The organism is Arthrobacter sp. Y3221157, assembly GCF_059089865.1.
Genome location: NZ_JBNHFD010000035.1, coordinates 1 through 19878 on the forward strand (window position 1 = coordinate 1; position 19878 = coordinate 19878).

Annotated in this window: 19 protein-coding genes and 3 tRNA genes; 13 read left to right on the forward strand and 9 right to left on the reverse strand. The window is 66.7% G+C overall.

Annotated elements, in window-relative coordinates; all coding sequences use genetic code 11:
* Together AC5RTT_RS10840 and xylA are read right to left on the reverse strand one after the other, a co-directional pair.
* Positions 1–668 (reverse strand): FGGY family carbohydrate kinase (locus AC5RTT_RS10840; protein ID WP_494145192.1); only part of this gene is annotated, 668 nt, incomplete at its 3' end.
* Between the two features lie 3 nt (positions 669–671).
* Positions 672–1859, reverse strand: coding sequence for a xylose isomerase (gene xylA / locus AC5RTT_RS10845; protein ID WP_494145193.1), 1188 nt, complete (start codon positions 1857–1859; stop codon positions 672–674).
* 178 nt (positions 1860–2037) lie between these two features.
* On the opposite strand from xylA, the gene AC5RTT_RS10850 reads away from it, so the two are divergent.
* Complete coding sequence (locus AC5RTT_RS10850; RefSeq protein WP_494145214.1) at positions 2038–3210, forward strand: ROK family protein; 1173 nt, start codon at positions 2038–2040, stop codon at positions 3208–3210.
* Positions 3211–3266: 56 nt separating this feature from the next.
* On the opposite strand, the gene AC5RTT_RS10855 is transcribed toward AC5RTT_RS10850, so the two are convergent.
* A tRNA-Arg gene (locus AC5RTT_RS10855) sits at positions 3267–3339 on the reverse strand.
* 216 nt (positions 3340–3555) lie between these two features.
* On the opposite strand from AC5RTT_RS10855, the gene AC5RTT_RS10860 reads away from it, so the two are divergent.
* The 3 genes from AC5RTT_RS10860 (at position 3556) to ettA (ending at position 6537) form a co-directional block, all read left to right on the forward strand.
* Positions 3556–4116 (forward strand): single-stranded DNA-binding protein, encoded by a 561-nt coding sequence (locus AC5RTT_RS10860; protein WP_494145194.1) that lies wholly within the window; start codon positions 3556–3558, stop codon positions 4114–4116.
* A 116-nt stretch (positions 4117–4232) separates the two neighbouring features.
* Positions 4233–4805, forward strand: coding sequence for a DUF6993 domain-containing protein (locus tag AC5RTT_RS10865; RefSeq protein WP_494145195.1), 573 nt, complete (start codon positions 4233–4235; stop codon positions 4803–4805).
* A 49-nt stretch (positions 4806–4854) separates the two neighbouring features.
* On the forward strand, positions 4855–6537 hold the full coding sequence (gene ettA / locus AC5RTT_RS10870) for an energy-dependent translational throttle protein EttA (protein ID WP_494145196.1): 1683 nt from the start codon (positions 4855–4857) through the stop codon (positions 6535–6537).
* A 64-nt stretch (positions 6538–6601) separates the two neighbouring features.
* Here ettA and AC5RTT_RS10875 read toward each other — a convergent pair whose 3' ends face one another.
* On the reverse strand, positions 6602–7582 hold the full coding sequence (locus AC5RTT_RS10875; RefSeq protein ID WP_494145197.1) for an acyl-CoA thioesterase: 981 nt from the start codon (positions 7580–7582) through the stop codon (positions 6602–6604).
* A 63-nt stretch (positions 7583–7645) separates the two neighbouring features.
* On the opposite strand from AC5RTT_RS10875, the gene AC5RTT_RS10880 reads away from it, so the two are divergent.
* Entirely contained in the window at positions 7646–8305 is a 660-nt protein-coding gene (locus tag AC5RTT_RS10880; protein ID WP_494145198.1) for a DUF8185 domain-containing protein, read from the forward strand.
* A 22-nt stretch (positions 8306–8327) separates the two neighbouring features.
* Here the strand turns inward: AC5RTT_RS10880 and AC5RTT_RS10885 are convergent, their stop codons facing one another.
* Both AC5RTT_RS10885 and AC5RTT_RS10890 read right to left on the reverse strand, forming a co-directional pair.
* Positions 8328–8780 carry a globin gene (locus tag AC5RTT_RS10885; protein ID WP_494050636.1) on the reverse strand — a complete coding sequence of 151 codons (453 nt, stop codon included), beginning with the start codon at positions 8778–8780 and terminating at the stop codon, positions 8328–8330.
* Between the two features lie 2 nt (positions 8781–8782).
* Positions 8783–9469, reverse strand: a complete 687-nt coding sequence (locus tag AC5RTT_RS10890; RefSeq protein WP_494145199.1) for a mechanosensitive ion channel family protein — start codon at positions 9467–9469, stop codon at positions 8783–8785.
* A 66-nt stretch (positions 9470–9535) separates the two neighbouring features.
* On the opposite strand from AC5RTT_RS10890, the gene AC5RTT_RS10895 reads away from it, so the two are divergent.
* Positions 9536–10522 carry an NAD-dependent epimerase/dehydratase family protein gene (locus tag AC5RTT_RS10895; RefSeq protein ID WP_494145200.1) on the forward strand — a complete coding sequence of 329 codons (987 nt, stop codon included), beginning with the start codon at positions 9536–9538 and terminating at the stop codon, positions 10520–10522.
* On the opposite strand, the gene AC5RTT_RS10900 is transcribed toward AC5RTT_RS10895, so the two are convergent.
* Both AC5RTT_RS10900 and pepN read right to left on the reverse strand, forming a co-directional pair.
* Positions 10519–10992, reverse strand: a complete 474-nt coding sequence (locus AC5RTT_RS10900; RefSeq protein WP_494145215.1) for an OsmC family protein — start codon at positions 10990–10992, stop codon at positions 10519–10521. The two genes, AC5RTT_RS10895 and AC5RTT_RS10900, sit on opposite strands and share 4 nt — an antisense overlap.
* A gap of 24 nt (positions 10993–11016) precedes the next feature.
* Positions 11017–13569: an aminopeptidase N gene (gene pepN / locus AC5RTT_RS10905; protein WP_494145216.1), complete on the reverse strand. Its 2553-nt coding sequence runs from the start codon at positions 13567–13569 to the stop codon at positions 11017–11019.
* A 159-nt stretch (positions 13570–13728) separates the two neighbouring features.
* Here pepN and AC5RTT_RS10910 point away from each other — a divergent pair, with 159 nt between their 5' ends.
* The 3 genes from AC5RTT_RS10910 to AC5RTT_RS10920 all read left to right on the forward strand — a co-directional run bounded on the left by AC5RTT_RS10910 (position 13729) and on the right by AC5RTT_RS10920 (position 16271).
* A complete protein-coding gene (locus AC5RTT_RS10910) occupies positions 13729–14745 on the forward strand; it encodes a hypothetical protein (protein WP_494145201.1) in 1017 nt (338 codons plus the stop codon).
* Between the two features lie 78 nt (positions 14746–14823).
* Complete coding sequence (locus AC5RTT_RS10915; protein ID WP_494145202.1) at positions 14824–15318, forward strand: ribose-5-phosphate isomerase; 495 nt, start codon at positions 14824–14826, stop codon at positions 15316–15318.
* A complete protein-coding gene (locus tag AC5RTT_RS10920; protein ID WP_494145203.1) occupies positions 15318–16271 on the forward strand; it encodes an Fpg/Nei family DNA glycosylase in 954 nt (317 codons plus the stop codon). Before AC5RTT_RS10915 ends, AC5RTT_RS10920 begins: the two co-directional genes overlap by 1 nt.
* A 152-nt stretch (positions 16272–16423) precedes the next feature.
* Here the strand turns inward: AC5RTT_RS10920 and AC5RTT_RS10925 are convergent.
* Positions 16424–16497: transfer RNA gene (locus tag AC5RTT_RS10925), tRNA-Gly, on the reverse strand.
* Between the two features lie 141 nt (positions 16498–16638).
* Between AC5RTT_RS10925 and AC5RTT_RS10930 the strand changes: the two genes are divergently transcribed.
* The 4 genes from AC5RTT_RS10930 (at position 16639) to AC5RTT_RS10945 (ending at position 19739) form a co-directional block, all read left to right on the forward strand.
* Positions 16639–16713, forward strand: a tRNA-Pro gene (locus AC5RTT_RS10930).
* 82 nt (positions 16714–16795) lie between these two features.
* Complete coding sequence (gene tig, locus AC5RTT_RS10935; RefSeq protein ID WP_494145204.1) at positions 16796–18187, forward strand: trigger factor; 1392 nt, start codon at positions 16796–16798, stop codon at positions 18185–18187.
* A 230-nt stretch (positions 18188–18417) separates the two neighbouring features.
* Complete coding sequence (locus AC5RTT_RS10940) at positions 18418–19041, forward strand: ATP-dependent Clp protease proteolytic subunit (RefSeq protein WP_494009452.1); 624 nt, start codon at positions 18418–18420, stop codon at positions 19039–19041.
* Between the two features lie 38 nt (positions 19042–19079).
* Complete coding sequence (locus tag AC5RTT_RS10945) at positions 19080–19739, forward strand: ATP-dependent Clp protease proteolytic subunit (RefSeq protein ID WP_494009401.1); 660 nt, start codon at positions 19080–19082, stop codon at positions 19737–19739.
* The last annotated feature ends 139 nt before the right edge of the window (positions 19740–19878 follow it).

Below are 19878 nucleotides of genomic sequence, written 5' to 3' on the forward strand. Positions count from 1 at the left end.
GCCGCTTCGAGCGGGCCGAGCACCCTGGGCAGCACCGGCACGCGGCCGAGCGAGGCTGCCAGGACCTCCGGCAGGTAGCGGCCCTCCGCCGTCGAGTAGTACCCCGTTCCCGAGGCGTCGGAACGGTCGGTGGCCAGGGCCTTCAGCCCTTCCTCGCCGCTGCCGGGGCCGTAGCCCATCAGCCGCCAGGACAGCCAGTCGTGCGGAAGGCAGACGGCGGCCACCCTGGCGGCGTTTTCCGGTTCGTTCTCCGCCAGCCAGTGCAGCTTGGTCAGGGTCAGCGAGGCCACCGGCACCGTGCCGGTGGTTTCTGCCCAGTAGCGGGCGCCGGCGGCAGTGTCGCCGTCGCCCGCCGTCTTGATCAGGTCAGCGGCGGCACCTGCGCTGCGGGTGTCGTTCCAGAGCAGGGCGGGGCGGACCACCTCCCCGCCGCTGTCCAGGCAGACCATGCCGTGCTGCTGGCCTCCCACGGAGACCGCGGCAACATCGTCAAGCCCACCCGCCCGGGCGATGGCTTCCTCGAGTGCTGTCCACCAGTGCTCCGGGTGGACTTCGGAGCCGTCCGGATGGGCGGCACGTCCCTGCCGTACCAGCGCTCCGGTGTCCGCGTCGCGGATCACCACCTTGCAGGACTGGGTGGAGCTGTCGATGCCTGCTACGAGGGCCATGGCCTAGCGGGAGCCCAGGAGGTGTTCGATGGCGAGCTGGTTCAGCCGGACGAAGGCGAAGGAACGCTCGGCGGCCTTGTCGGCGTCGAAATCCTCGAACGCGGCGGCGTCCTTGAGCAGGTCCGCGGCGGTTTCGCCCTGGGCAAGTGTGGCCTCACCGAGTTCGAAGACACCGGAGGCCGCGAGGGCTTCCTGGACCTCGGAGTCTGCGCGGAAGGCGGTGGCACGTTCCTTGAGGAGCAGGTACGTGGCCATGTTGGCCTTGGCTGACTCCCAGACGCCGTCGTAGCCGTCAGTGCGGGACGGCTTGTAGTCGAAGTGGCGCGGGCCGTCGTACGTGGGTCCGCCGTTGGGGAAGCCGTTCTCGAGCAGGTCCACGGTGAAGAAGGCGCTGGTGAGGTCGCCATGGCCGAAGACAAGGTCCTGGTCGTACTTGATGCCGCGCTGGCCGTTGAGGTCGATGTGGAAGAGCTTGCCGGCCCAGAGGGCCTGCGCGATGCCGTGGGTGAAGTTCAGCCCGGCCATCTGTTCGTGCCCGGTCTCGGGGTTCAGGCCCACGATGTCGCCGTGCTCGAGCTGGGCGATGAACGCCAGTCCGTGCCCGACGGTGGGCAGGAAGATGTCGCCGCGGGGCTCGTTGGGCTTGGGCTCAAGCGCGATGCGCAGGTTGTAGCCCTTGTCCTTGATGTAGGCGGCGGCGGTGTCCACGCCTTCCTTCATGCGGTCCAGGGCGGCGGAAAGGTCCTTGGAGCCGTCATATTCGCTGCCCTCGCGGCCGCCCCACATGACGAACGTTTCGGCGCCGAATTCGGCGGCGAGGTCGATGTTGCGCAGGACTTTGGACAGGGCGAAGCGGCGGATGGAACGGTCGTTGGAGGTGAAGCCGCCGTCCTTGAAAACCGGGTGGCTGAACAGGTTGGTGGTGACCATGGGCACCTTCAGGCCGGTTTCTGCCAGGGCTGCCCGGAAGTTCTTGAGGATCAGGTCACGTTCCGAAGCGGTGGCTTCGAAGGGGATCAGGTCATTGTCGTGGAAGGTGATGCCGTAGGCGCCCAGCTCGCTGAGGCGGTGGACGGCTTCCACCGGGTCAAGGGCGGCGCGGGTGGCGACGCCGAACGGGTCGGCGCCCGTCCAGCCAACGGTCCAGAGGCCAAAGGTGAACTTGTCGGCGGGGGTGGGGGAGAGGGGCATTGATCCGTCCTTGCACTCGTGCCGCAGAAGCGCGGCAATTAGTTCATTGCCTAAACTATATGCAGCGCCGTAGGCTGGGGTCAAGAGGTCCGGCCCCCCTGCCGGAGAAAATTTTCGAGGAGGTTCCGTGGCGACGGCATCCGCTTTGCCTGCAACCGGGGCTGGCGCGCCCGGCAGCATGGGAGACGTGCGCCGGAGCAATACGGCGCTGGTGCTGGGGGCCATTGCCAAGGCGCCGGCCGGTGTCCGGCCAAGCCGTGCCCAACTGGCCACTGCCACTGGGTTGACCAAGGCGTCCGTGTCAAGCCTGGTCCTGGACCTGCTGGACGCGGGGCTCCTCCACGAAGCGGGGCAAAGCCAGCAAGGACGTGGACGCCCCGGCGTCGGCCTTGAACTCAATCCCGCCCGCGCTGTCCTGGGCATGGAGATCAACGTCGACTACATTGCGGCGGGGCTGGTTGACCTGAGTGGAAACCTCCTGGTCCATGAAGTGCGGGAGCAGGACAACCGGTCCGCGGGTACAGGCCCTGTGCTGGCAGCGCTGGCGGACCTGGCCGGGACGGTTCGGGCGGCGGCGGCGAAGAGCGGGGTGGAGGTTCTGGGTGGAGGGCTCGCGGTGCCCGGTCTCGTGGACCCTGCTGCGGCACACATCCTCACCGCACCAAACCTTGGGTGGACGAATGTGTCCCTGGACCCCGGCGTGGTGCTGCCGGACGCGCCCCTTGGCGTGGCGCTTTTCAACGAAGCCAACGCAGCAGCCCTGGCCGAGGTAAGGCACCGGCCAAAGGACGGCTCCGACTTCCTGTTTGTTTCCGGCGAAGTTGGTGTCGGTGGCGGGCTCGTCATCGGTTCCGAGCTGTTCACGGGCCCGGAGGGACATGCCGGGGAAGTGGGGCACGTGGTGGTGGAACCCGACGGCACCCGCTGCTCCTGCGGGGGAACCGGGTGCCTGGAAACGGTGGCAGGCCAGGACGCGATCCTTGCTGCCGCGGGTATCGCAGCCGATACCCGGACGCGGTCTGCGTCGATGGCCCTGCTGGTGCAGGCGCTGGAGGCGGACGAACCCGCGGCGTCGACGGCCCTGGACCGTGCAGGCCGGTATCTCGGTGTGGCACTGGCTTCGACCACCCGGGTAGTGAACATCGGCTCCGTGGTGCTCGGCGGCCACTTCGCCTTGCTCGATCCGTGGCTGCGGGCACCGCTGCTGGCAAGCCTCGGCACGTACGCCCCCGGCAGGTTTTCCCCGGAGCAGGTGACCCTTTCGGTCGTGGGGGAGTCAGGGGCGCTCCTCGGCGCTGCCGGCAGCGTTGTCCGCTCACTGATCGAGGCGCCGCACCTGCTGCAATCCTGATTTGCTGCTTAACGCACGACGCCCCCGGTTCCGGGAACCGAAGGCGTCATCTGGCGTGCCCCAGGAGGGAATCGAACCCCCGACCGGCGGATTAGAAGGCCGCTGCTCTATCCCCTGAGCTACTGAGGCGGGTGCGTCCGGAGCTGAACTCTGACGCCTCGAAAAGTTTACATTGCCGGGACTGCCCGTGGCGCCTGTCGGTCCCGGCGTGGCCGACTTCCCCTCTACAGCCGGCGCGAAGGCAGGGTTGTCCACATAGGAGCTGCCTGCCCTCGTCCTGTCCTCGCGCCGGCGGCAAGCTGGTCTTGCCTGCTAGGGCACCACCACTGACGACAGGACGAAGAGATGAGCGACACCATCACGATCCGGGGCTTTGTTGCCACCGAGATCACAAGCGGCACCACGCCGGGGGGAACAGCCACTGCCTCCTTCCGCATAGCTTCCACCACCCGTCGGCGTGACAGGGAAACCGGCGTCTGGTCTGACAGCCACACGAACTGGTTCCTGGTCCAGGGGTACCGGCACCTTGCGGGCAGCATCGGCTGCAGCATCAGGAAGGGCCAGCCCGTCATCGTGGTAGGAAAGCTCAAGATCCGCAGCTGGGAAAGGGACGGCAGGGTCTACTATTCACACACCATCGATGCCGATGCCGTGGGCCATGACCTCATGTGGGGCACGGCCAACTTCACCCGGTCTTCCACGAAGCCGGCGCTCTCGCTTGTAGAGCACGGGAACCCTCCCGGGCCGGCATACAGCATTGACCCGGATGGCCCGCTCGACGAACCCGATGATGGGGACGAAGACTTGGATGGCGGTGATCCTGCCGCCTCCTACGTGGAGGACGGCGACGGCAACCTTGTACCACTCAATCTGGAAACGGGGGAGCTCGCCGAATCAGGAGTCTAGCTATCCCATCAACCCGCCCACCAGGTTCCTGGGCGGGCAGGGTACCGGCACCCCCCGGCCGCGCCCTGTCCGCCCAGGCTGCAAACCCGGCCAGGCGCCCGTGGCAGAATGACAGCATGCGGCTTATCCCTGACCACCGGCAGATTAACCGGGCCGGCGGCTCACCAGCTGCTCCCTCAGCCTCCTTCCGCTTCAGCCCGCTGCCGCTTCGCATCGTTGCAGGTGCGGCGGTCCTGGTCCTGATGTCTGCCTGCACGCCGGGCTCCGCCACTGAATCTGCCGGGTCCGCCACCGGCAATGAAGAGTCAACTGTGCAAACTGCTCCCGCCGGAGACAGCGGAGCAGGCGGCCAGGCGCTCGCGGACACCTCGGCAACGCCCACAGCCAATCCCGAAGCTGTGGCCACCGAAACAGTCAAGCAGACCGTCACCACCGTGCTGACCCAGCTCGCGGCGGCGGCGCCCAAGCCGGCCACCGCCCAGGTGACCGACGCCCTGACCGGTGCCGGTATCGCACCCGCCGTCCTTCAGGTCTCCCAGAGCCGTACCCCCACCGGCCTGGAGGCGGATGCCATCGAAGCGGCGGTGCTGCAAGGCAAGGACTGCGTCATCGGCCAGGTCAGGGAAGGGACAGTGACGGTCACCGTCCTGCCCGTGCTGGCGAACGGCAAGTGCTTCGTCGGCTCCTGAGTCTGCCGCAAATATGAGTTAAGCCCGCCAACCCACTAGATTTGGAACCATGGCGGAATTTATCTACACAATGACCAAGGCCCGAAAAGCCGTTGGCGAAAAGCTCATTCTTGACGACGTAAGCATGTCGTTCTTCCCTGGCGCCAAGATTGGCGTTGTAGGCCCGAACGGTGCCGGTAAGTCCACCATCCTCAAGATCATGGCCGGACTGGACACCCCCTCGAACGGCGAGGCCCGGCTCAGCCCCGGCTACACTGTGGGCATCCTGTTGCAGGAACCCCCGCTGAACGAAGAGAAGACCGTCCTGGGCAACGTCCAGGAAGGCGTGGGCGAGATCTACGGCAAGATCCAGCGCTTCAACGAGATCTCCGAGGAAATGGCCAGCCCGGACGCTGACTATGACACCCTCCTCGAGGAGATGGGCAAGCTCCAGGAGGCCATCGATGCCGCCGACGCCTGGGACCTGGATTCCCAGCTCGAACAGGCCATGGACGCCCTCCGCTGCCCGCCCGCCGACGCTGACGTCACCAACCTCTCCGGTGGTGAGCGCCGCCGCGTCGCCCTGTGCAAGCTTCTCCTGCAGAAGCCGGACCTGCTGCTCCTCGACGAGCCCACCAACCACCTGGACGCCGAAAGCGTGCTGTGGCTCGAACAGCACCTGTCCAACTACCCGGGCGCCGTCCTGGCCGTGACCCACGACCGTTACTTCCTCGACCACGTGGCGGAATGGATCGCCGAGGTGGACCGCGGCCACCTGTACCCCTACGAGGGCAACTACTCCACGTACCTGGAGAAGAAGCGCGCCCGCCTGGAGATCCAGGGCAAGAAGGATGCCAAGCAGGCCAAGCGCCTGGCCGAGGAACTCGAGTGGGTCCGCTCCAACGCGAAGGGCCGCCAGACCAAGTCGAAGGCCCGCCTCGCCCGCTACGAGGAAATGGCTGCCGAGGCCGACCGTACCCGCAAGCTTGACTTCGAAGAGATCCAGATTCCGCCGGGACCCCGCCTGGGCGGCCTGGTGCTGGAGGCCAAGAACCTCCAGAAGGGCTTCGAGGACCGGGTGCTCATCGACGGACTGTCCTTCAGCCTGCCGCGCAACGGCATTGTGGGTGTCATCGGACCCAACGGCGTGGGCAAGACCACCCTGTTCAAGACCATCGTGGGCCTGGAGCCGCTCGACGGCGGCGACCTCAAGATCGGTGACTCCGTCAAGATCTCCTACGCGGACCAGAGCCGCGGTGGCATTGACCCCAACAAGACGCTGTGGGAGGTCGTGTCCGACGGACTCGACTTCATCCAGGTGGGCCAGGTGGAAATGCCGTCCCGCGCCTACGTGGCCGCTTTCGGCTTCAAGGGCCCGGACCAGCAGAAGAAGGCAGGCGTGCTCTCCGGCGGTGAGCGCAACCGGTTGAACCTCGCGCTGACCCTCAAGCAGGGCGGTAACCTGCTGCTCCTCGACGAGCCCACCAACGACCTCGACGTCGAAACCCTCAGCAGCCTGGAGAACGCGCTGCTCGAGTTCCCGGGCTGCGCCGTCGTCGTGTCCCACGACCGCTGGTTCCTGGACCGGGTGGCCACGCACATCCTGGCCTACGAAGGTGACGACGAAAACCCCTCCAAGTGGTACTGGTTCGAGGGCAACTTCGAATCCTACGAGGAGAACAAGGTGGAACGCCTGGGCCCCGATGCCGCCAAGCCGCACCGAGTGACCCACCGCCGCCTGACCCGCGACTAAGAGTCAGGCGCAAAGGAGGCCGGCATCCGTTGGGATGCCGGCCTCCTGCGTATCGTCGCGCCTGCTAGTCCCGGCCGGCTTTGCGGATCTGGTGCTCCAGGACCTTGGACTGGAAAGCCCCCACCACCTTGCTCTTCACATCCGTGGGAACCCGGACCATGCCCTCCTGCGCTACCGAGGCCACGTGCTGCCCGGCCTGGTTGAAGATCTTGCCGGTGGCCAGCCCGCGGGCGCCCTGCGCACTGGGTGACTCCTGGACGTAGAGCAGCCATTCATCAACGCGGGCGGGCCGGTGCCACCACATCGCGTGGTCAAGGCTGGCGACGTTCATTCCCGGCGTCATCCAGCTCAGGCCGTGCCGGCGCAGGATGGACTCGAGGAGCGTGTAGTCGCTGGCGTAGGCGAGGGCCGCCCTGTGCAGGTTGGCGTTGTCCGGCATGGGCCCGAATGTCTTCATCCATACGGCGTTGCGGGCTTCCCGGTTGCCTTTGGCGGAGATGTACAGCGGCGGATCCACGTGCCGGATATCGAAGGGCCGTTCATAGGCGTAGTGCCGCGCCACAGGGTTGTCGAACTTGCCCAGCAGGTCAGCGGTGGAGGGCAGGGACTCGGGGTCCGGGATCCCGGCGGGCATAACCGACTCGTGCTCGACGCCCTCGTCATCGCCCTGGAAGGACGCGATCATCGACAGGATGGGCACTCCGTCCTGGTAGGCGTGGACCCGGCGCGCGGAGAAGGAACGGCCGTCCCGGAGGCGCTGCACCCCGAACGTGATGGGCTTGTTGGCATCGCCGGGCCGCAGGAAGTACCCGTGCATGGAATGGACAAACCGCTCCGGGTCCACCGTGCGGATGGATGCGATCAGTGACTGTGCCAGGACCTGGCCTCCGAACACGCGGTGGTGGGGCTGCTGCTGCGACGGCCCAAGGAAGATGTCCTCGTCCGTCCGGGCGCCCTCCAGCTGGCCAAGGTCAAGCAGTTTGATCAGCGACAACGTAGGGTCACCGTTCGGCGGCGCCAGGAGTCCGGCTTCGGCTTCAGTCATGGTTTGACTCTAGACGGCGCCCCGGCACTGCTCAACCGCGGCCCAGCCGGTAGTGTTCTTGGTGTGTCTGATCTCCTCACCTCGTCCTTCCGCTTCGCTGATCCCCGCGATCTTGCCGACCTGAAGACCTACGCCACACGCGCCAAAGCGATCGACGACGGCGCCATCCGGCTGCAGGCCGCGGGCACCGTCCTCGCTGCGTACGTGTGCGTGCTGCGGCCCCGCCTGCTGGGTGAATCCACCCCCACCATCCTGGGGCTGCGCACCATGGCGCTGGCAGCGCCGTCGGAAACGGACGTTACGGTGATGTTGTCGGCTGTGCTGGACCGCCTGGCCAGGGCCGGGGAGGACGACGTCGAGCTGCCGGTACCGCCCACCACCGTCACCGAGTCCTGGACGGGCGTGGGCGCGCCCCGCGGCGGCTGGGAGTTGCTGGGCTCGCTGAGCGATGTATCCCTGCGGGAAGCAGCCGAGGCGGGGATCACCGAGGTGGCCGGGATCGTGCCGGACAAGCCGGGCGCGATGATCGTGAACAACGCGAGGGCCGCCGTCTGGGGCAGGGAGCTGGACGAGTCCGGGCTGCCGGCGGGGGCCGCCTTCGCAGCCCTCGCCCTGGGTTTCCTCGCGGACGGCGACCAGAAGCTGTACCGCGCCGGCCGGTGGTTCCGGCTCTCGGGCAGCCGCGGACACGTCCTTGCCCGGACCGGAAGCGGCCTGCTGTAGCGGCAGGTGCGGCCGGAACCGCCTACTGGCCGGAGGGGCTGTTGATCATGGACAGCGCAGCGCGCTCCATGTAGTCCCACAGGGTGCCTTCATAAAGGGGCGGCAGCTCCAGGGCATCCACGGCCTTGCGCATGTGGAACAGCCAGCGGTCCTTGGCCTCGGGCGTTACCTTGAACGGCATGTGGCGCATCCGGAGGCGGGGGTGGCCGCGCTCCTCCCCGTAGGTGGTGGGACCTCCCCAGTACTGCTCCAGGAACATCAGGAACCGGCGCTTTGCCGGCCCCAGGTCCTCTTCCGGGTACATCGGGCGCAGCAGCGGATCGGTCGCGACGCCGTCGTAGAAGACGTCGATGAGCTTGACGAAGGTGTCGTGTCCGCCCACGGCGTCATAGAAGTTGTCCGTGTAGCCGGGCTGGCTGAAGGGATCGTTCTGCATCAGCTGGCGCGGCCGCTGGGGCTCAACAGGAATCGTCATGGCTATTCTCCGGCTTTCTGGTTGGTCTTCGTGTTCTCGGCTCCATGGTCCGAACCCTGGTCGGTGGTGCCGTCCGGCCCCTCATGCAGCGGGACGTAGGTACCCTGCGACCGGTTGCCCACCCGCAGGATTTCACCGTTGCGCAGGTACCAGATGGCGCCGTCGTCGGACCGGACGCGCGTGATGCGCAGGCCCATCGACTCAACCACGCCCACCACCTCGCTGGTCTCGATGACGTCGCCGATCCCGTACTGGTCCTCGATGGTGATGAAGATGCCCGCCAGGAAGTCGCGGATCAGCTGCTGGGCGCCGAAGCCGATGGCCACACCCAGGATGCCCACGCTGGTGAGCAGCGGGGCGATGTTGATGTCCAGGTTCTGCAGTACGTACATGCCCGTGATGACCACCACCAGCACGCCCACCACGCTGTTGAGCAGGGAACCGATGGTCTCGGCGCGCTGCACGCGCCGTTCATGGTCCAGCGCCCGCAGCGCGGGGGCCACCCACTTGAACTTGCGGTTCTTGAAGAAGTTGCTTCCGGACGCCACCCGCCCGGTGATGCGGGAAATAACGAATGTTGCCACCAGCCAGACGGCAACGCCCACGCCGAGGCTGATCACGATCCCAGCGACACTGATGCCGCCCGGATCGGACGCAGCGGACGGCAGGACTGACAACATACTGACCATAGGGGGAAAAAACTCCTTGAAGCGTAGCTCTGTTCTCCTTTAACCCTAGCCCCGTAGCGTGGAGCAATGCGCATCCTTGTCCTCGGCGGGACCGCCTTCCTGTCAGCAGAAATCGTCCGCCAGGCTGTCGCCGCAGGCCACCGGGTTGCCTGCCTGGCGCGGGGAGCGGCGGGTGCGCCGCCGCGGGGTGCCGAATGGATCAGGACGGACCGTTCACTGGGCGCGAAAGCCTACGACGGCGTGTCGGGGGATTGGGACGCCGTCATCGACGTCGCACGGAACCCGGCCTTCGCCCGGGACGCGCTGGCGTGCCTCGCGGACCGGGCAGCCCACTGGACCTTTGTCTCCAGCTGCTCCGCCTATGCAGACCACTCGGTACCCGGGGCAACGGAGGATGCGGCACTCCTGCCGGCGCTGGATCCCGGGGTGGAGCCCACTGCTGAAAACTACGGCGAATCGAAGGTGGCCATCGAGGAGGCCACCCTTGCCGCCGCCGGCGGCAGGGCCCACCTCTGCCGTGCCGGCCTGATCGGCGGCCCCGGCGACGGCTCGGACCGCTACGGCTATTGGCCGGCGCGCTTCGCCAGGGACAACACGCCGGTCCTCGTCCCGGACATCGGCGGGCACCCCACCCAGGTCATCGACGTCCGCGATCTCGCCGGCTGGATTCTGCTGGCCGCAGAACACGGCATTACCGGTGCATTGAACGCCGTGGGGGACACGGTGCCGTTCGACGGGTACCTCGAGGCAGCGCGGGAAGCTGCCGGCCACCGTGGGCACGTCGCCAGGGCCGGCGGAGAGTGGCTGGCGCAGCAGGGCGTGGAGTACTGGTCCGGCCCGGACTCGCTGCCGCTCTGGCTCCCGCCCGGCCATGACGGCTTCATGGCCCGCAGCAACCAGGCCGCCAAGGCCGCAGGACTGGTCCTGCGGCCTTGGCGGGAAACCCTTGAGGACACGCTGCTCGATGAACGCAGCCGGGGCCTGGACCGGCCACGCAAAGCCGGACTTGCACCGGCTACCGAGGCCCGCCTGCTGGGCAGCCTTCCAGGCTAGCCGGCCAGCGTGACCGGTTCGTGCTCCACGGGGAAGTTCACGCTCCGGGCAATGAAGCACACCTGGTTGGCCTCATGGTGGAGCCGGGCAGCCAGCTCCGCCTGGCCGCCGTCGGCAAGCGTGACCCGGGGGCGCAGTGTCACCCGTTCGAACTGGCCGCTGCCGTCCCGGTTCAGCCGCAGCATTCCCGTCGCCTCGTCGCGGTAGTCCGTCACCACCACGCCGTGCTTGACGGCCACATGCAGGTAGGAAAGCATATGGCACTGCGCCAGCGCGGCAAGGAGCAGCTGTTCGGGGTTGTACCGTTCCCGGTCACCGTGGAACGTGGGGTCGGCGGAACCCTTGAGGACAGGCAGCCCGGGGATGACGATGTCGTGGTCCCGCGAATATCCGCGGTAGGACGTTGTCCCGTCGCCCAGGTTGCCGGTCCATTGCACCGCCAGTTCGTAGTGGTGTTCGGAAAGGCCCATCATTCACCTCCGACCGCTGTGCTGCTACACATCCGCGGCCCTGGCTCGAAGGGCGCGCGCGACGCCGTCGCGGTTTTCCAGCATCATCCGCCGCAGCGCCGCGCTTCCGGGCGGCAGGGCTGCGAGGAAGCCGTCCGTGCGGTCGATGGTGGCCTGCCTGGTCAGCAGCGCCGGATAGAGTCCGACGACGATCTGCTGGGCCAGTGCGTGCGTCCGGCTCTCGACGATGCCCGGCACTGCCTCGAAGTACTTCTCGGCGTACGGTTCCAGAAGCGCCCGGTCATGGACGCGCATGAAGCCGGTCACCGCAGACCCCTGCAGCGCGTTGGAAAGTTCGCCCTTGACCACGATCGACTCCCACGCCGCCGCCTTCGCTTCTGGGGTGGGTATGGCCGCCTTGGCCAGGGCTGCGGCGTTCTGCCCACTGGATGTGTTGTCGCGCTGCAGTTCGGCGTCGATCCCGTCCTGCCCCATCCGGCCGCCGGCCACCAGTGAAGCCACCAGCTCCCAGCGCAGGTCCTGGTCCACGGCCAGTCCCTCCAGTACCACCGTGCCGTCCAGCAGCCCGGCCACCTTGTCCAGCTGCCCTTCGCTGCTGGTGAGCAGTGCAAAGGACTTCACGAACTGCAGCTGCGCGTCGGAACCGCCGGGGACCTCGGACGCCAGCCCCCACAGCCGGTCGGCCGCTGCCACGGTGGCTGCCTCCCGGTGTTCCTCCGCAACATAGAAGTTCAGGGTGGTGGCCAGTTGGCGGAGCTGCACCAGGATCACCGAGGAATCGGACTCGGCCGCCACGTTGGCCAGGATCAGCTCCACGTACTTGCGCGCCGGGGTTTCGCCGTCGCGGGCTGCGTCCCACGCGGAATTCCAGACCAGGGTCCGCGGCAGGCTTGCGGCGAAGTCCTTCAGATGCGCTGTCGCCGTGGCGAGGGACTTCGGGTCCAGCCGCACCTTGGCGTAGGCGAGGTCGTCGTCGTTGACCAGGATCAGGTCCGGCTGGGCCAGGCCCACCAGGCCGGGGACTTCCGTGCGTTCGCCGTCGACGTCAAGCTCCTCGCGGTGCACCCGCTCAAGCTTTCCGGCGCCGTTCAGGTTGTAGAGGCCCACGGCGAGCCGGTGGGGACGGATGGTGGGCCATTCCTCCACTGCGGACTGCACGATTGCGAAGGACCGCAGGGTGCCGTCGGGGTCCGTTTGCAGTTCCGGCCGGAGGGTGTTCACGCCGGCGGTTTCCAGCCATTGCCGCCCCCAGTCGTCCAGGTCGCGGCCGCTGGCCTTCTCCAGCTCCACCATCAGGTCGCTGAGCTCGGTGTTCTGCCAGGAATGCTTGGCGAAGTACTCCCGCACGCCCGCCATGAACTGCTCCGGTCCCACCCAGGCCACCAGCTGGCGGAGGACGGACGCGCCCTTGGCGTAGGTGATGCCGTCGAAGTTCACCTCGACGTCCTGCAGGTCGTTGATCTCGGCAAAGATCGGGTGGGTGGTGGGCAGCTGGTCCTGCCGGTACGCCCAGGATTTCTCCACCGAGGCGAACGTGGTCCAGGCGCTCGTGAAGGAGGTGGCTTCCACCGCGGCGAGGTGTGACATGTACTCCGCGAAGGATTCGTTGAGCCACAGGTCGTTCCACCACCGCATGGTCACCAGGTCGCCGAACCACATGTGGGCCAGCTCGTGCAGGACGGTAATGGCGCGGCGCTCAACCTGCGCCTCGGTGACCTTGCTGCGGAAGACGTAGCCCTCCAGGATGGTCACGGCACCGGCGTTCTCCATGGCCCCGGCGTTGAATTCAGGCACGAACAGCTGGTCGTACTTTTCGAAGGGGTAGGGGCAGCCGAATTGTTCTTCGAAGAATGCAAATCCCTGCCGGGTCAGCTCGAAGATGTTGTCCGCATCCAGGTACTGCATGAGCGACTTCCGGGCAAAGACGCCCAGCGGGATGACCCGGCCGTCGGAACTGGATACTTCGCTGCGGACCGACTGGTAGGGGCCGGCGATCAAGGCTGTGACGTAGGAGGACAGCCGGGGCGTGGGGGCGAACGTCCAGACCGAGCGGGCCCCACCGCCGTCGCCGGGCGCTGCGGGGGACGGCTGGGGAGTAGGGGAGTTGGAGATGACGTCCCAGTGCGACGGCGCCGTGACGGTGAACGCAAAGGTTGCCTTCAGGTCCGGCTGCTCAAAGACGGCGAACATCCTGCGGGAATCGGGAACCTCGAACTGGGTATACAGGTAGACCTCGCCGTCCACGGGATCCACGAACCGGTGCAGGCCCTCGCCGGTGTTCATGTAGGGCGCATCGGCCACGACCGTGAGCTCGTTATGCTCCTGGAGGTCCGGCAGCTGGATTCGCACCCCGTCGGCCACGGCGGCGGGGTCGAGGGCGTGCCCGTTCAGGGTGACACTGTGCACGGTGCGCGTCACGGCGTCGATGAACGTGGATGATCCCGGCCTTGCGGAGAACTTGACGGTGGTGGTGCTGCCGAAGACCTCCCCGCCCTTGGTCAGGTCCAGGTGGATGTCATAGGAGTCGACCGTGATCAGATCAGCGCGCTCACGGGCTTCGGCGCGGGTCAGGTTCATGCCTGGCAAGTGGACCTCCAGAGAAGTTGCGGCTGCGGAGGTGGGGGTACCCAGCTCCGGCACTGATCATTCTTGCATTGCCCGGCCCGGTACGTTGCCCGGGTCACACCCGCGTGCTGCGCAGGCACGGCGGCGGCCGGTGCGGAGTAGCGTTAAGGCATGGGAAAGTTCCTGGATTCGGTGGATGCCAAGGCCCTTCGCTTTGCCGTCGGGTTTCCGGTTGTCCTGGCCGGTGCGTTCATTCTCTGCGCGTTACTGCTGCGGCGTGACCTTCCCGAGCCGCTCGCCATCCGCTGGACGGACGACGGCGGTGCGGCCTTCGCCCCGTTTGGCGCCTACGTTGGTGCTGGCGCCCTGATGATCGTGGTGTTCGGCTGGCTCGTGCTCTGCCAGGCCGTGCCGCTGGGGCGCCCGGTGGTGATGCGGCGGATCATGATGGGCGCCGGGCTTTTCCTTACGCTGTTCATCACCAGTGCCCTCGCTGCCGGCCTGGTTGGCCAGGCCGGCCTGGCGGACGCCCGCGAATCGCGGGTGGACCTGACCGTCCTTGCCCTCGGCAGCGGCGCCGCGGTGTCCCTCGGCGTGATCATGGGCTTCGTCTACAAGGCGGACCAGCAATGGTCCCCGGACGACGACCGGGCGCTCCAGGCCGCCATCGCCACGGAGCTCGACCCGGACCTGACCCGGGACAGCATGCGCCTGTGGGTGCATGCCAGGAGCTCCGTCTTCGTCATGATCGGCATCGCCTCGCTGTTCCCGGCGGCGCTGATCGCCATCGCCGTGCCGTGGCTTGGGGTCCTGCTCGTGGTCCTGGCCTTCTTCGGGGCAGCGTTCCTGTTTGCCCGGGTCAAGGCGGACCGCGGCGGCCTGAAAGTCTTGCTGGCCGGCGTTGTGCCGGTGATGGACATCCCGGCAGGCGCCATAACTGCCGCCAGCGCGGCGGATGTCCGGGCGGCTGACTATGGCGGGTGGGGCTACCGGAAGCACGGCGAAACCGCCGCGATGCTGGTCAGCAGCGGACCCGCCGTCGTAGTGCGCAAGGCAGACGGCCAGCGCCTCGCCGTCAGCAGCGGCAGCCAGGCTTCCGCGGCCCGGCTCGCAGAGGTCCTGACCCGGGTGGCCGCCAGGGCGCGCAGGGGCGGCGGACCCCAGCAGCCCGGCCCTGCGGAGTCCTAGTATCCTTGTCCGTGTCATTCCACCGGCCGATGCCTCCCGGCCCGGCCGCCAGCGCCGCCAACTGAACGGATTCTGCTCGTGACCTCTACCCCTGCCTTCCCGCGGGTCCACATCGCCACCGACCACGCGGGTATGGAGCTCAGTGCCCACCTGGTTTCCCACCTGACCGCCAAGGGCTACGAAGTGGTGGACCACGGGCCAAAGGTCTACGACGCACAGGACGACTACCCGTCCTTCTGCATCAACGCGGCCCTCGCGGTAGTAGCGGACCAGCAGGCAGGTGTCCACGCCCTCGGCATCGTGCTGGGCGGATCCGGCAACGGCGAACAGATCGCAGCCAACAAGGTCAAGGGCGTCCGCGCAGCCCTGGCCTGGAACCACTCCACGGCCACCCTGGCCCGCGAGCACAACGACGCCAACGTGGTAGCCGTGGGCGGCCGCCAGCACACGGTGGAGGAAGCCACGGAGCTCATCGACGCCTTCCTGTCCGAGCCTTTCAGCAACGACGAACGGCACGTCCGCCGGATCGGCAAGATCGCTGCCTACGAGGCCACCGGCGAGGTCATCGAGTAGTGCCGGAGGGGCATTCCGTACGGCGTCTGGCCCGCCAGTTCGGCGACGTTTTCGCGGGCCAGCAGCTTGCCGTCTCCAGCCCGCAGGGCAGGTTCAGCGGGGGAGCGGCGCTCCTGGACGGGCATACGCTGCTCACGGCCGAAGCCCACGGGAAGCACCTGTTCCTGCACTTCGACAACTCCCTGGTGCTGCACGTCCACCTTGGCCTGTACGGGGCCTGGAGCTTCGGCGGCGACCGTACCTTCACCGGGGCCTCCAGCATTGGAGCGCCCCGCAGGGTGGGGGAGCAGGAAGCCTTTTCGGACGGGGATGACGACGCCGATGCCGCCTATGCCGGCCCGCCCGCCCCGGTGGGTGCGGTGCGGGTCCGGCTCGCCAGCAGCCACGGCTGGGCGGACCTGCGCGGCGCAACAACCTGTGAAACCATCACCGCTGGTGAAGCAGAGGCGGTGCTGGCCAGGCTGGGGCCGGACCCACTCCGCAACCGCCGCGGCGACGCCGGACGGTTCGCTGCCAACCTGCAGCGCAGCAAGACACCCGTGGCTGCGCTGCTGATGGACCAGAAAATCATTGCCGGCATTGGCAATGTCTACCGGGCCGAGGTTCTGTTCCGCCTGCGCGTGCACCCCTGGCTGCCAGGCTCCGCCGTGACGGACACCGCCGCGCGCAAGCTGTGGCGCGACGTCGTCGCCCTCATGAACGACGGCGTGGCCGACGGCCGCATCATCACCACGCCGCCAAAGTACTGGACCCTCGATGGAACGACGGCCGCCAAAGCGGCCGCGGCCGGTTTGCCGGTCCCGGCCAGGAGCAGCAGTTTCCCCTCCCGCGAGGACGCCCATTTCGTGTACAAGCGGCATGGCCTGCCCTGCCGGGTATGCCGCACCATCGTGCTGATGGCCGAACTGGCCGGACGCAACCTCTACTGGTGCCCCAACTGCCAGCAGGAGTAGCAAGGGCCTGCTGGCGCCCTTCCGGGGCACTTTGACACGGACACTCCAGCCGCCGCCGGGAATTTATGCCATCCTGCCGCCGAAGTGCCCCAGGACGGAGCGGGGGTTATGGCTTAACGCAAAAGGACCCCCGGTTGGGGGTCCTTTTGATCTGGAGGGGACGACGGGAATCGAACCCGCGTAATCAGTTTGGAAGACTGAGGCTTTACCATTAAGCTACGTCCCCGAAGGAAGATCCATCTGCAACATTAGCAGTTGGAAACTCCGGGCTGGCTGTCCAAGCCGGATATAACTAAACCCAATCCATGGGCTACGTGTCAAATGTGCAAACACGGCGCGGATCACCGTAGACTTGCCTGTGCACTAACGGGGTGTAGCTCAGCTTGGCTAGAGCGCCTGCTTTGGGAGCAGGAAGTCGCAGGTTCAAATCCTGTCACCCCGACTCTGCGGCCCGGACCACACGGCCTGGACAAAAACATTGCGTTTGCAGAAACCCATCCCACAAACCCAGGAGTACTTAGACCGTGAAGAGCGCTGTCGAGAACCTCACCCCCACGCGGGTCAAGCTCAACGTTGAGGTTCCCTTTGAGGAACTGAAGCCCAGCATCGACTCGGCTTACAAGACTGTTGCTTCGCAGATCCAGGTCCCTGGCTTCCGTAAGGGCAAGGTTCCCGCCAAGCTCATCGACCAGCGCGTCGGACGCGGCTACGTCCTCGAGACCGCCATCAATGAAGGCCTCAACGGCTGGTACCAGGCTGCCGTGCAGGAATCCGGCATCCGCCCGCTGAGCCGTCCCGAGGTTGAAATCACCGAGGTTCCGGACCCCTCCGCCACCGACGGCGGCCTGAAGTTCGCTGCCGAGGTCGATGTCCGTCCCGAGATCGAGCTCCCGGACTACGCCGGCATCAAGGTTGAGGTTGCCGCTGCCGAGTCCTCCGAAGAAGACGTGGACAAGGCCCTGGACGAACTGCGCGGCCGCTTCGGCACGCTGAAGTCCGTTGACCGCCCGGCTGCCGACGGTGACTTCCTCACCATCGACATCACGGCCACCATCGACGGCGAAGAGGTTGACTCCGCCTCGGGCCTGTCCTACCAGGTTGGCTCCGGCACCATGCTCGAAGGCCTGGACGAGGCCGTCACCGGCCTCAGCGCCGACGAGGACGCCATCTTCAACACCACCCTGGTTGGCGGCGACCACGCCGGCAAAGAGTCCCAGGTCAAGGTTGTGGTCAAGGCCGTCAAGGAGCGCGAGCTGCCTGAGGCCAACGACGACTTCGCCCAGCTGGCCTCCGAGTTCGACACCCTGGCTGAACTTCGCGAGGACCTGGCCAAGCAGGCCGCCGACTCCAAGATCGTGGAGCAGGGCGTCGAAGCCCGCGACAAGGTCCTGGACAAGCTCGTCGAACTCGTCGAGGTGCCGGTTCCGGACTCGGTCGTCGAAGAGCAGCTCGAAGCCCACTTCAAGGAGGGCAACGGCCACGGTGAAGGCGAGCACGACACCGAGGAGCACCGCGAGGAGGTCCGCGCCAACACCGCGCGCGCCTTCCAGAACGAGATCATCCTCGACGCCATCGCCGAGAAGGAAGAAGTCAACGTCAGCCAGAACGAGCTGATCGACTACATCGTCTCCACCGCCAGCCAGTACGGCATGGACCCCAACCAGTTCGCCCAGATCATCGATCAGAGCGGCCAGGTCCCCATGATGGTTTCCGAGGTCCGCCGCCGCAAGGCGCTGGCCGTGGTCCTGGGCCAGGCCGAGGTGACCGATACCGACGGCAAGGCCGTTGACCTCAGCGACTTCGTCCGCCCGGGCGGCGAAGAGGCTCCCGCGGCCGAGGCCGCAGACGCCGAGGCTGTGAAGGCGGAGTCCGCCGAGACCGCCTCCGAGGACGACAAGGCCGAGGCAAAGGCCTAGTCTCTCACGACGCAATAACGGCCCCTGGATCGCTCGATCCGGGGGCCGTTCGCGTCCCGCCCGGGTCCGGGCGCATCCCGTTCGCCCAGCGTGCGCCGTCAGCGAACAGCCGTCGGGGCGCGAACAAATTGTCGGTGAAACCGGTTAGTGTCCAAGTAGTGATTTTCAGTGATGTCACCGTCACCAGCGAGAGGTAAGTAAACATGTCACAGCACCCAGAGGCCCCCCGGATGGCGACCGTCGATCCCGCGGCCCAGGACAACTACATTTACAACCGCCTGCTGAAGGAGCGGATCATCTGGCTTGGCTCTGAGGTGCGCGATGACAACGCCAACGCAATCTGCTCCCAGCTGCTCCTCCTGTCCGCCGAAAACCCGGACAAGGACATCTACCTGTACATCAACTCCCCGGGCGGCTCCGTGACGGCCGGCATGGCCATCTATGACACCATGCAGTTCATCCCCAACGACGTCGTCACCGTCGCCACCGGCCTGGCCGCCTCCATGGGACAGTTCCTGCTGTCCTCGGGCACCAAGGGCAAGCGCTACGCCACCCCCAACGCCCGCGTCCTGATGCACCAGCCTTCCGGCGGCATCGGCGGCACCGCGTCGGACATCAAGATCCAGGCGGAACTGATCCTCCACATGAAGAAGGTCATGGCGGAACTGACCGCCGAGCAGACCGGCCAGACCGTGGAAACCATCCTCAAGGACAACGACCGCGACAAGTGGTTCACCGCCACGGAAGCCCTCGAGTACGGCTTCTTCGACAAGATCGCCGCCCACGCCGGCTCCGTCTCCGGCGGCGGCGGAACGTCGAACGGCTCGGGCAGCCATTCAGCATCCGAGAACTAAACCGGCACCACGAACACTCAGATCAGGAGCAACAGAAAATGAACTACAACTTCGGGTGGTCCGCCGGTAATCTTCCGTCCAGCCGCTACGTCCTGCCCCAGTTCGAGGAGCGCACCCCTTACGGCTTCAAGCGCCAGGACCCCTACACCAAGCTCTTCGAGGACCGCATCATCTTCCTCGGCGTGCAGGTGGACGACGCATCGGCGGACGACGTCATGGCCCAGCTGCTGGTGCTCGAGTCCACTGACCCGGACCGCGATATCACCCTTTACATCAACTCGCCCGGCGGTTCCTTCACCGCCATGACGGCGATCTACGACACCATGCAGTACATCCGCCCGGAGATCCAGACTGTCTGCCTGGGGCAGGCTGCCAGTGCCGCAGCGGTCCTCCTCGCGGCCGGAACGCCGGGCAAGCGCCTGGCCCTTCCCAACGCCCGCGTACTGATCCACCAGCCCGCCCTTTCCGGCGGCCAGGGCGGACAGGCCTCGGACCTTGAGATCCAGGCCGCGGAAGTCATGCGCATGCGGTCCTGGCTCGAGGACACCCTGGCCCGCCACTCGGGCCGGACGTCCGAGCAGGTCAACAACGATATTGAGCGTGACAAGATCCTCACCGCCGACGAGGCCCAGGCCTACGGCCTGATCGACCAGGTCCTGGACTCACGCAAGATCAAGCCTCAGGCAATTACGAGGTAGCAGTACGTAAAGCGCCGGTGCGGGCCAGTTCATTTGGCCCCACCGGCCTTTTCCTTCCACCCTTGGGAGCCAATGTGACCTAGAGTGGATGTTGTCACAAACCGGTCCTCGCGGGCTGGTGATGATTCCAGCGACCGTG